We start from the raw sequence: 12597 nt of genomic DNA, 5'->3' as shown, positions 1-12597 counted from the left end.
ACAAAGGGAATAAATAGTGCAAATAGTGTCCTGCCCTAGAACACAACTACAAGAGCATTCATTTATCCGGTCAAACCAGTACTGGAATCCTCGGATGAAGACTGGCAGAAAGGGTATGACTGGCCATACGTTACTAGTCGGTGTAGGACAGATATACTGCGAACGACTCAGAACGGGACTTTTCCTAAAGTAGCTATAAACCTTGTTTCGTTAAGCTTTAGGCTTCCTTTTAAAAACTAAAGCTCCAAGCCGTGTTTAGTACTGATAGCCTAGTAGACGGTGATCGCGCAATCTCCAAACTAAATTTAATTACTTACAAAAAGGAAATCCTTATGAACTCAAAACCTACTGTACTGATCACTGGTATCACTGGTACGCTGGGCAGCAAAATTGCGACAGCGATACTTGATAAAGGTGAAATGAACGTCAAAGGGCTGGTTCGGTCGAGTAGTACCAGTCACAACAACAAGCAGCAACAACTAGATGACTTAAAAGCAAAAGGAGTTGTTTTTGTTGAAGGAGACCTGTCTGACCAGTCTAGTCTGAACAACGCCTGCGAAGGAATCGAAGTGATTGTCTCGGCAGTTAAGGGCAGCCAAAGCAAAAAAACTGGTTTGTACCGCGAAGACATAGTGCTTTCGGGTCAATTAAACCTGTTAGAAGCTGCCATCACCAAAGGGGTGAAACGGTTCGTCCCTTCTGACTACTCTGTGGATTACTTCAAAATCGATTTGGGCAACAACCACAATCTTAACTTCCGCATCCTGTTTGCTGAAGCTTTAAAGCAAAGTGGACTTGGACATACGTTCATTCTCAATGGTGCTTTCACAGAAGTACAATTCTCGATGTTTGGAAAGCTATTTGATTTTAAGGCGGGAACGTTCAGCTACTGGGGTGATGGTGAGCAACCATGCGATTTCACCACCTATGACGATACGGCTAAGTATACTGCTGAGGCGATCGCTGACCCGCAAATGCTTAACTCAGCACTGAAGGTGGCTGGCGATGTCCTCACTATGAAACAACTACTTGCGACCTATGAGGAAGTAACGGGGAAAAAACTTGTTGAGAAGTGCTTAGGTACTGTTGAGGATTTGGAAGCCTGGATTGCCAAGACAAAACAGATAGCCTCTTCCCCTTTTAATTACCTTCCTGAGCAGTACCACTGGGCGATAGTATCAGGCAAAGCCAAACTTGACAAACTCGACAATTCTCGTTACCACCACATCAAACCCACCAGTATCAAACAATTCATTAGCCAAGGAGATTTTTAGACTATGACATCTCTGGATATGGTTGCCTTTCTGGTCAGCGACTAAGCACCCTGCATCACTGGGCAAAAGATCGACGTTGGGGGTGGATTGGCATAAGATTTCCGCCTTAGTGCTGTTCTATCACTCTGGTCAAATAAAAATATCAGCCAACTTTTAAACCAGAGACAGAAACTGGGTTTCAAGCTTTATTTTCTAACATTATAGCTAGAATCATCTGTTTTGGCTGAAAGTGCTGTTTAGCAAGGATTATAGGACTTACGCATTGACAGAAGCAATTAAATATGTGTATGGCTCTTCAGGTATTCAAGTTTTATTTTTTCACCATTAGCTAGCGATCGCTAGTGATTATCAGTTAGTATCCAATAGCCTGAAACAAGGGATTTTCGTTTATACACATGATAATCATTTTGTACAGTGCGTAAGCCCTACCAATAAAAAACCTAGCCTAAAGTTTTTTAGTAATGCATAATCTATCCAAAATCAACTTGTCGCTGACAATCGTTGTCGTCCTGAGCCTGACTACCCTGAAAGCCCAAGCAGCTCTGCTTGTAAGCAGCGGTGACACTGGAAGCATCCTACGCTACGACGATCAAACAGGTAACTTCATTGATACTTTTGTTCCGCTTGGCAGAGGTGGGCTAAAACGACCTGTGGGCTTAACCTTTGGACTAGACAACAACCTTTATGTTAGCAATAACGATGTCAACAATCCTGTTAACGACAGTGTCCTACGGTACAACGGTCAGACAGGTGACTTCATTGATGCATTCATTCCCTCAGGTAGAGGTGGGCTGGAACACCCTGCCAGCTTGACTTTCGGACCAGACGGAAACCTCTACGTCAGCAGTTTAGCTGGTAAGGGTATCCGACGCTACGATGGGAAGACTGGTGCTTTCATTGATGTCGTCGATGACACAGTTCCCTCTGGCGGGCAAAATCTAAATGTTTCCGGTTTGACCTTCGGCTCAGACAACAACCTCTACTTCAGCACCGATTTTCCCAACAATGGAATCCTGCGTTACAATATTAAGACAAGTGCCATTAAAACCTTCGTTCCGGCTGATATTGCACCCAACATTCCAGGAGGTTTAACCTTCGGCCCAGACGGAAACCTCTACGTAGGCGATTTCTCTCCGAATGGTGGTGTTGCTCGCTATAACGGACAGAGCGGTGCATTGATTGACACCTTTGTGCCTGTAGGTAGCGGTAGTATCAGCTCGCCCTCGCTAGGCTTGACTTTCGGACCGGACAAAAATTTTTACGTCAGCAGCTACGGCAACAGCAGTGTCCTGCGTTACAACGGTCAAACTGGTGCTTTCATTAACGCCTTTGTTCCCTCTGGTAGCGGTGGGTTGAGCAGCCCTGAATCATTGACCTTCTCCCCCAAACTCGTCCCCGAGCCATTTTCTGGGTTAGGTATATTCGCGTTTGGTGCTTTCAGTGTAGGTTTAGTACGAAAGCGCCAAATGAAAAAACAGTAATTAGGGAGTAGCAGATAAATAAAATAACAGTTTTGGGATTTGAGATGTCTATTGTTTATCAGCTTGGTGGCAATAAAATCAAAAACTTTATTCTGGATTAGAAGAGTTAGCTATTGATTTGGATAATGGTTCAGCTATTCGTAGCAATTGCACTCAATTTATGACTTGGAACCTTGTTTCATCTATAGTTCACTTTGTCGAAGAAACTTATGACAAAGGTGTGATTGTTTCTCCTGATGAGGTAGAAGATTTTCTCCTTTACTGGAAACGAGATAAATTCGTTCCTAAATATCTACTTAGGTAGAATTTGCTTTGGCACAAATCAATAGCCAAACAGAAAATCTCAGGGATCGTCAAAATTAGCTTAATCTTCTACTTTTTTTCATCTTTTAAGCTTTTGTTTCATACTATTAGCAGTGCTGAGTCGTTTTCACCTTGCTTAATCTAAACCCAAGTAAATGGTAAATTTAAACAAAATTAAGATTTACTGATAAAAAATGGAGGACTTATGGCAACTGAGACAAAGGGAAAAATTGGTGTACTCATTGAGGAACATTTCGATCAAACTGAATTTCGCAGATTCAACGAATATTTTCCCGTTCAAGGCTATCAAGTCGAGTATATTTCTCATCTTTGGAATAATCCAGAGTTAACCTTTGGGGCAAACCCTGATACTGGTGTAGTCGAGGATCATGTTACAGTTACAACAGAAATCAATGATGTTGCTCCGGCAGATTACAAGGGAATAATTTGTATTGGTGCCTATGCTACGGATCGTCTGAGATATCAGGTTTCTGTTAATAAAGGTCAGAAAAATCAAGCTCCGGCAGTTGTATTTCTGAGAAAGGCTCTACAGATAGATGGTTTGAAAATAGGAACAATCTGTCATAGCTTGTGGCTATTCTGCGCTGATTCAGATTTAATCAAAGGTCGCAAAGTTACTTGTGCCCACAACATCATCTGTGATGTTGAAAATGCTGGTGGTGAAGTTATCTATGACGGGGATGCAACTGCTGATTTGGTCATAGATGGCAACCTAATTTCAGCAAAACATCCTGGAGTTGTCGATGAATTTATGGAAGTTTTTGTAGCAGAGATTCAAAAGCAGGAAAAAATGCAGAAAGTTCCAGTGGGTAAATCATCATTTGTGTGATGCCTGAGAGGATAACTGAAAAATTATCTCTGCTCCTTGGTAATGTCTTGCTAGTAGATGAAATTTGATCACATACAGCCACTTTACTTTAACTACTGTCCGCGGGTTTAAGTCCCCCGGCTCTCAATACAGTTCAGTTAAGGCTAAAACTCTTTTTCAAAGTCAATTTTTTTAACGAACCGCATTCGCGCAGCGTCTCCCCCTGGGAGAAGGACGCAAAGGACGCAAAGGAAGAGAAGAGAGAAGAAAGAAATGCTTAACTGAACTGTATTGCCCCGGTTCTCTAATCGATAAATTTTGTATTGGGATTAAAATCCCAATACAAAACTTAATTACGAACTTGTGCCGAGCGTTCGCGTAGCGTCTCGTAGAGAAGTCGAGGTATTACGAATTAAGAATTACGAATTACTTTAACAATCCTGGAGTTAACCTCATGGATCACATGAGCTTTTCATTTTCTGACACCATTGCTGGATACGTGACTGACTTTAACCGCAGTGAAAAAAGCTTTGGAATCAAGACATCAGATGGACGGAAATTTCAGGCTTACCTGACTCCAACCACCTATGGCCGGATTACCCAAAACTTGCAGGAACCTTACAACGACTGTACGCAACGCCTTGCAGAGATGCTAACGCCTGGTCAGCCTGTGTTTGCCTACGGTATTTTCTACCCACAGGTGGAAGGGTACAAATTTGAAGTTAAGTCGTTTGTCTTTCCTGGAGATGCTCCCAGCGTATATCGGCATGAAGAGCCGGATTGGTGGGTCAAGCAAGTGCGTTCAATTGCTGATAGTTACCTCTATTGGCAGTTCAACTATCCCGAAAACGAAATAGATTATCGGCAATACCGGACTTTTCTAAGAGTAACTGGTGTCAAAAAGCGCGAAGATGATTATCTCCAAGAAACCGACACTGTTTCCCGCTTAGTTTATGGTTTTGCCTCAGCCTACTTGATGACGGGCGAAGACCGCTTTCTAGAAGCTGCTGAAAAAGGCACTGAATATCTGCGTCAGCACATGCGGTTTTATGACCCTGATGAAAACCTGATTTACTGGTATCACGGCATTAAGGTAACAGGCAATCGTGAGCAAAAACTCTTAACCTCTGAGTTTAGCGATGACTACGACGCTATCCCAGCATATGAGCAAATTTATGCTTTGGCAGGCCCGATTCAAACTTACCGGATTACTGGGGATCAGCGCATTCTCAAAGATGCCGAGATGACCGTAGATTTATTTGACAAATTCTTCTTGGATAAAGAAGGCACTGGCTATTTCTCCCACATTGACCCCATCACTCTCGATCCACGTGCTGAGTCACTAGGACGCAACCGCGCTCGCAAGAACTGGAACTCTGTTGGAGATCACGCTCCAGCTTATCTGATCAACCTGTGGCTGGCAACCGGGGAACAGAAATATGCCAAAATGCTGGAGTATACCTTTGATGCGATCGCTAAATATTTCCCAGACTACGACAACAGCCCCTTTGTCCAAGAAAAGTTCCATGAAGATTGGAGCCAGGACACAACTTGGGGCTGGCAGCAAAACCGCGCTGTCATCGGGCATAACCTGAAAATTGCCTGGAATCTCATGCGGATGCAAAGTCTCAAACCCAAAGATCAGTATGTGGCTTTGGCGGAAAAAATTGCCTCTCTCATGCCCAAAATAGGTAGTGATCAGCAGCGTGGTGGCTGGTACGACGTTATGGAGCGCGTACTAGACGAAGGGGAAGAACAACACCGCCTCGTTTGGCACGATCGCAAAGCTTGGTGGCAGCAGGAACAAGCTATCTTAGCTTACCTGATCCTAAATGGCATCACTGAGAATCCAGAATATTTGCGTCATGCTCGTGAAGCCGCAGCCTTCTATAATGCCCACTTCCTTGACCATGAAGACGGCGGCATTTACTTCAACGTCTTGGCAAACGGGCTACCCTTCTTGATGGGTAATGAGCGGTTTAAAGGTAGTCACTCAATGAGCGGTTATCATTCAACTGAACTGTGTTATCTGGCTTCAGTTTATACCAACCTGCTGTTCACTAAACAGCCAATGGACTTTTACTTCAAACCTCTACCTGGAGCCTTTAAGGATAATATTCTACGGGTTTCACCAGATATTCTCCCGCCCGGTAGCGTAAAGATTGGTGCTTGTTGGCTTAACGAAGAACCATATAACAATTTTGACGCTGATGCCCTAACGGTTAAATTGCCGGATACGAAAGAACAAGTGAAAGTCAAAGTTCAAATCGTCCCTAATCAGTGAGCTTAGTACTCAAGAAGCATGATCATGGATATTAATATCAAGACACTCCAAGTAACAGGAATGGAAGCGGCTGTTAAGGTAGATGTCAATACTACACCTCCAATCCAAGAAGAAATCAGCGCCCTACAAATTCAACCAGTAACCGTAATCGAAATGACCGGTGATGTAGATAGTAGTACTGCACCTTTAGTTCAAAAGCAAGTTTTGCCACTAGTCCAACCAGGGAGCCAGATTCTTCTAGATATGACTAAAGTTCCTTATATGTCTAGTGCCGGTTTGCGGTTGTTACTGTCGCTGTACCGACTGGTCTTAAGTCAAAAGGGACAGCTGTTGCTGGTGGGGGTTGCCGAAGAAATTAAGGACACCATGTCTATTACTGGCTTTCTCGACTTTTTTCAGATCAGTGACACCCTTGATTCCGGATTAAAAGCTCTCAATTTCAAGCTTCAGGTTTTCCCCACTTAGCCTCAAATAATTATTACCTAAATATTTGTCGGTAAATTTTAGTTAGGAGAAAGCAGAAATGGAGCTAGAAAGAATAGACATTCATCCAACCCACACCTACGGCAACTTCAAGCTGCGTGTCGGTCGTCCATTGTCCCCTGGAGCTACTTTAGTGCCGGGAGGAGTTAATTTCTCGATATATTCACGGTATGCCAAATCCTGTACCTTAGTGCTATTCAAAAAGAATGCCCCGGAACCGATGGCGGAAATTCTCTTTCCGAAAGAGTTTCGGATTGGAAATGTCTATAGCATGATCGTATTTGACTTGGATTACGAAAATATTGAATACGGCTACCGCATGGACGGGCCTTTCAACCCTAGTGAAGGTCACTGGTTTGATTCTGGTAAAATTCTTCTAGACCCCTACGCTAAAGTCATCAGTGGTAGGGATATTTGGGGAGAAACGCCTGACTGGAATAACATCTACCAACATCGAGGGCGTCTTGCCTTTGACGATTTTGACTGGGAAAATGACTGTCCTCTGGAAATCCCACCGGAGGATCAGATTATTTATGAGATGCATGTCCGCAGCTTTACCCGTCATCCTTCGTCTGGAGTCAAGCATCCGGGAACATTTGCTGCTATCCGCGAAAAAATTTCCTACCTCAAAGAGCTAGGCATCAACAGTGTTGAACTGATGCCTATCTATGAATTCGATGAATTTGAAAACAGTCGCCCTAACCCGCAAACTGGGGAACTGTTAATGAATTATTGGGGTTACAGTACCGTCGGCTTCTTTGCTCCCAAGGCTGGCTATGCGGCTACAGGCAAATTCGGGATGCAAGTTGATGAACTCAAAACCCTAGTTAAAGAATTACATAAAAATGGCATTGAGGTAATTCTGGATGTTGTCTTCAACCATACGGCGGAAGGAAACGAGCATGGCCCGACAATTTCGTTCCGGGGGATCGACAACCAAACCTACTACATGCTAACGCCGGATGGGTACTACTTTAACTTCAGTGGCACTGGTAACACGCTCAACTGCAACAACCCAGTTGTTCGCTATATGGTGCTTGATTGTCTGCGCTACTGGGCCGCTGAGTATCACATCGACGGTTTCCGATTTGACCTTGCTTCGATTCTCGGTCGTGACCCAAGCGGTGCGCCAATGGCTAACCCGCCTTTGCTAGAAGCTTTGGCATTTGACCCAATTCTGGCAAAATGCAAACTCATTGCTGAGGCTTGGGATGCAGGGGGTCTCTACCAAGTTGGTTCCTTCCCGGCTTTTGGTCGCTGGGCTGAGTGGAACGGCAAGTACCGCGACGGCATTCGCAAATTCCTCAAAGGAGAGCCAGGTCGGGTAGGAGATATGGCACAGCGACTACAAGGTTCACCAGACTTGTATGCTTGGGCGGGTCGTGCGCCAGCCACATCAATTAATTTCATCACCTGTCACGACGGTTTTACCCTCGCCGACCTAGTTTCTTTTAACGACAAGCACAACGAGGCTAACGGGGAAAACAACAACGACGGTGGCAATGATAACGACAGCTGGAACTGTGGGACAGAAGGATGGACGGACGATCCGAGTATCAATGATCTGCGGCAGCGACAGATCAAAAATGCCGTAGCTATGTTAATGGTCAGCCAGGGAGTGCCGATGATCCTCATGGGGGATGAGGTAGGCCGAAGTCAAAAAGGCAACAACAATACCTATTGCCACGACAATCAACTTAACTGGATGGACTGGACACTGTTGGAGTCCAATAAAGACTTATTTCAGTTTTTCAAACACTGCATCGCCTTCCGCAACGCTCACCCAGTACTGAGAAATCCGTGGCACTTCCGTAATCAAGACTATGTAGGTAGTGATTATGCTGATATCAGCTGGCATGGCACCCAAGCATGGAATGCTGACTGGTCTGACTCCAGTCGCACTCTCGCTTTTATGCTTTGTGGAAAGCACGCAAAGGAGGGTAATGTTTACGACAACTACATTTACGTAGCGATGAATATGCATCATCAAGCTAACTGGTTTGAAATTCCAGGATTGCCAAATTCAATGAAGTGGCATGTGTTTGCCAACACTGGTGTCACTCCACCATTGGATTGTTGGAAACCTGGCACGGAACCTGTGCTGGAGAATCAGTACGGATTACTCATAGGCGATCGCTCTGTAGTCATTCTGGTTGGTAAATGAGATTGGTCATCAGTTAAAAGTAAATGATAAAGGACAAGATTATGGCTTTCAACGCAACACTAGAAACAAGCAAGGGTATCGCTAAAATTACTTTAGCTGGAGAATTGGATTCAATTTCTGCACCAATTTTCCAAAAAGAGGTAGAAAATGCAGCTACGGAACATCCAAGACATCTCGTTCTAATGATGCAAGACCTAGAATATATATCCAGTGCAGGTCTGCGGGTACTCATATTCATTAAGCAAAAGATGGGTGTTGATACTGACATCTATGTTGTTGGCATTCAGGAGATGGTATTAGACACCCTTGAGAAAACTGGATTTGACCAAAGTGTGATTTTGGTGGATGAATATGACCAAGACAAGATAGCAAAAGTCTAAGGTCAGTTGTTAGTTTTTGGTTGTGAAAAATCCGGGACTAACAACTAAGTTGCTAGTAGTTTCATTACTCAGGATTAAGAGCATGATTGAAAACAATCATCAATCTAAAGAAGAACAATTAATCGCAGAATTGGAAGTGGTGCGCCGAGAGGTAGCTGGACTCAAAACAGAAAAAGCTGCTTTTGAGACTCAAACAGAACTACTTGAGCATTTGGTGGCGATGGCACGCTGTTCATTTTGTGAAGAAATGCTGAAAGCCACCTTACAAGAAACTGTACATGTCTCCAGCAAGTTAAGCGGCGCCGAGAAAGGTAGTCTGTTTTTATTCAATAGCAACGGTGTTGTCACTGACAGCATCCTGACGCAAGAGGAGGATGCTTGCCAGATCGGCAGTATTTTGGACAAGGGACTCCCTGGGTGGCTGGCTGGCTGGGTGTTCCACCACCGTAAAGTGGGATTAATTACCGACACCGAAACTGACGATCGCTGGCTGATACAACCCAATCAGCCTTACAGTGTTCGTTCAGCCTTGGCTGTTCCCATTCTCAGGGATGATGAGTTACTAGGCATTATCACCCTGTTGCACCAAGAGCCTGGACAATTTAGCCCTGAAACCGCCTATTTGATGGAGGTGACTGCCCAGCAAATAGCCCTAGTCCTAGAAAATGCCCGACTTTATCGGAAACTAGAAGAATCTTACCAATCATTAAACAACGCTAAACAAGCGATCGAAGCCTATTCAGAAGCGCTCGACTCTGAACTAGAAAAGGGTAGGCAGATTCAGCGAGATTTTCTACCTAGAGAAATCCCACAGCTACCAAATTGGGAGATTGCAGCTTGTTTCTATCCTGCTCGTCAGGTAGCTGGCGACTTCTATGACGCTTTTATGCTCCCCGGTGACTACTTAGGTATAGTGATTGCTGATGTCTGCGATAAAGGTGTAGGTGCGGCACTATTTATGGCTTTATTCCGCAGCTTAATCCGAGTCTTTTCTGGACAAACCAAATTGGACGGCTTGTCGATAATTGGCAGAGACGAGGGGTTGGACGGTTTGATAGACCCTTTAGTGGTAACTGACTTTAACCAAATCAATGCCTTGAAGGCTGTCGCACTCACGAATAACTACATCGCCCAAGAACACAGTGAGATGAATATGTTTGCTACACTCTTTTTTGGAGTACTAAATCCTGCAAACGGTTGTCTAACTTACATCAATGCTGGACATGAACCTCTTCTTATCATCGGTGATTCTGGGGTAAAGAAAAGTCTCAAATCCACCGGACTAGTGGTGGGAATAATGCCCAACATCAAATTTAAAATTCAGCAGGTTCATCTGGAACCGGGAGATATCTTAATTGGCTATACCGACGGTGTAACAGAAGCTCGCGCCCCTAGCCGTGAATTCTTTTCTAACAAGCGACTGCTATCACTGCTTAACCAGAAAGCCTTTTCAGCCAGTGGCTTACTAGAAGACATCAAAACTAATTTGTTTACTCACATTGACAACGCCCAACAATTTGATGACATTACCATGTTGGCTGTGCGGCGGATGAGCATAACCTAAGAAGCATATTCTGCTGAATATAAACCAGTTTTCGCTGGTTTTAACTTCTTACCTCTTAACTTTTTTACTGACTATATTTAATCATCAATGGAGATTAAGAAATAATGTTAACTAGAAGGCAATTAATACTAGCAAGTACAGGAATTGGAGCAGGATTTCTCATTTCTGACATATTTAAGGCGAAGAAAAGCTATGCCGTTTTACCGGAAATATCAAAATTTACCGAACCTCTGCCAATTTCATTTGCTAGTGCTGCACCGATTACTTGATGATTCTGGTAATATCCAGGCGATAAACGATAACAAATCCGACAATAGTGTTCTCTCTCTATTAACTGGGAAAGTACCAGCAAGTGGTAGTTTGAATTTTGCCGTATCTGGCTTAAGGGATATTAACCTAATAGGAGATCATTTAGAATCTGGTTCTTATAGACTGTCATTAAATACATTTAATCTGCCTAAACCCTCGACTAACCCAACAATTCTAAACGGTGGTTTTGAAACTGGTAATTTTAGTGGTTGGACAACACTAGGTGAAACTAGTATTGAGACAAAAACTTTTGGCAGTAATCCAACTGAAGGAAATTATCAAGCTTTCCTCTCAACTGGTAATAAAACATTTTCTGGCTCAATTATTGAAGAATTTTTAGGGTTAGAAGCAGGAAGCTTGGATAATCTTGGCAAAAGCTTAGAACCTCCTTTTCCTTTTCCTTTCCCCCAAACCCAAGACCCCTTTTCCCCTTTTCGGTAAACCAATTATAAATGTCATTTAAAGAGACTTTATTAAAAGCTATTTCAAGAGCTAATGCCAAATCTGGATAATTTGTGGCAGCAATAGAACGCACTATGCTTTTAATCTTTTACCGACAATTGTAAGCTAACAATTATTGTTTAGCAATGAAGCCATTGCTTATGGAATCTTTAACGGTATTTGGAACACTAAGCTCTTTGGGAATGATCGCCAAATATGCGAAGGAAGCAGCCGCAGTTGCTGGACTAGATAAAAAAGCCTCCTATAACCTTCGCTTGGCAGTGGAAGAAATCGCCACTAATATCATTGTTTACGGCTATCAGGAAACGGGTCGTGAAGGGGTACTAGACTTGCGCGTGAGTATCGACGAGCAAGCCCTGTCCCTATTTATTGAGGATACCAGTGAACCCTTCAACCCGTTCCAGAAATTGAATGTGGAGGAAGAACAGATAAACTTGCCAATAGAACAGCGACCTATTGGCGGACTGGGATTGTATCTGGCAATTCATGGCGTTGATAAATTCTTCTATGAACGTATTGGAGACCGAAATCGAAACATTTTAGTGGTGAATTTACCAACTGGAGTTTAGACTAAATCAGTCTCCGCAACACTGCGACCGCGCACAAAAAAATAGAGTGATACCTGTGTAAAAACAAGCATCTCTCGACGGAAGATGAGAAAAGCACAACTAATTCTCAACCTCTCAACCTTCCCTATGAAACTTTATAAGTTTAATACTGAGGATGTCAAAATCGTGCTGCGTGAACTCTAGTTGAGGTTGATGTTGTGGTAGTGGAGGTTGAGAATTAAGTAGGTAGGCATGAAAAAACCAAACTATGTAAAGATAAGTAAATACGGAGAATGCACATACCGAGGTAACTGAAATATGGGCGCTCGTTTGAGGGTATTTCTGTCTAATGAGCAAGACCGAGCTTTGTTAAATCTTAGAACTGCGGATGTAACACAGAAAGTCAAAGACCGAGCAGAAGCAATACTGTAGCCAAAAAAAGAGTATAAAAAGAGGGCTGATGTAGTAGAGTTATAGTCTTCTAAAACAACAACTCGAAATCCACACACAGCCCAT

General features: G+C 43.4%; 11 protein-coding genes. All 11 read left to right on the top strand.

Annotated elements, in window-relative coordinates:
• Positions 1 to 332 precede the first annotated feature (332 nt).
• The 11 genes from V7K73_RS22185 to V7K73_RS22135 all read left to right on the top strand — a co-directional run bounded on the left by V7K73_RS22185 (position 333) and on the right by V7K73_RS22135 (position 12102).
• Positions 333 to 1274: an aromatic alcohol reductase gene (locus V7K73_RS22185; protein ID WP_334883101.1), complete on the top strand. Its 942-nt coding sequence runs from the start codon at positions 333 to 335 to the stop codon at positions 1272 to 1274.
• Between the two features lie 461 nt (positions 1275 to 1735).
• Complete coding sequence (locus V7K73_RS22180; RefSeq protein ID WP_334883099.1) at positions 1736 to 2755, top strand: Vgb family protein; 1020 nt, start codon at positions 1736 to 1738, stop codon at positions 2753 to 2755.
• Between the two features lie 160 nt (positions 2756 to 2915).
• On the top strand, positions 2916 to 3059 hold the full coding sequence (locus V7K73_RS22175) for a hypothetical protein (protein WP_334883097.1): 144 nt from the start codon (positions 2916 to 2918) through the stop codon (positions 3057 to 3059).
• 204 nt (positions 3060 to 3263) lie between these two features.
• Positions 3264 to 3908 (top strand): DJ-1/PfpI family protein, encoded by a 645-nt coding sequence (locus V7K73_RS22170; protein ID WP_334883095.1) that lies wholly within the window; start codon positions 3264 to 3266, stop codon positions 3906 to 3908.
• A 433-nt stretch (positions 3909 to 4341) separates the two neighbouring features.
• Positions 4342 to 6171 (top strand): AGE family epimerase/isomerase, encoded by a 1830-nt coding sequence (locus tag V7K73_RS22165; RefSeq protein ID WP_334883094.1) that lies wholly within the window; start codon positions 4342 to 4344, stop codon positions 6169 to 6171.
• 24 nt (positions 6172 to 6195) lie between these two features.
• Complete coding sequence (locus tag V7K73_RS22160) at positions 6196 to 6636, top strand: anti-sigma factor antagonist (protein WP_334883092.1); 441 nt, start codon at positions 6196 to 6198, stop codon at positions 6634 to 6636.
• A 58-nt stretch (positions 6637 to 6694) separates the two neighbouring features.
• Positions 6695 to 8818 carry a glycogen debranching protein GlgX gene (glgX, locus tag V7K73_RS22155; RefSeq protein WP_334883090.1) on the top strand — a complete coding sequence of 708 codons (2124 nt, stop codon included), beginning with the start codon at positions 6695 to 6697 and terminating at the stop codon, positions 8816 to 8818.
• A gap of 41 nt (positions 8819 to 8859) precedes the next feature.
• Positions 8860 to 9198: an anti-sigma factor antagonist gene (locus V7K73_RS22150; protein ID WP_109013374.1), complete on the top strand. Its 339-nt coding sequence runs from the start codon at positions 8860 to 8862 to the stop codon at positions 9196 to 9198.
• Between the two features lie 82 nt (positions 9199 to 9280).
• On the top strand, positions 9281 to 10762 hold the full coding sequence (locus V7K73_RS22145; protein WP_334883087.1) for a PP2C family protein-serine/threonine phosphatase: 1482 nt from the start codon (positions 9281 to 9283) through the stop codon (positions 10760 to 10762).
• A gap of 192 nt (positions 10763 to 10954) precedes the next feature.
• Positions 10955 to 11512 (top strand): hypothetical protein, encoded by a 558-nt coding sequence (locus tag V7K73_RS22140; RefSeq protein WP_334883085.1) that lies wholly within the window; start codon positions 10955 to 10957, stop codon positions 11510 to 11512.
• Between the two features lie 146 nt (positions 11513 to 11658).
• Positions 11659 to 12102: an ATP-binding protein gene (locus V7K73_RS22135; protein WP_334883083.1), complete on the top strand. Its 444-nt coding sequence runs from the start codon at positions 11659 to 11661 to the stop codon at positions 12100 to 12102.
• The last annotated feature ends 495 nt before the right edge of the window (positions 12103 to 12597 follow it).

This window comes from Nostoc sp. (assembly GCF_036916975.1).
Lineage (GTDB): Bacteria > Cyanobacteriota > Cyanobacteriia > Cyanobacteriales > Nostocaceae > Nostoc.
This window is presented reverse-complemented; position numbering and strand designations above follow the sequence as displayed.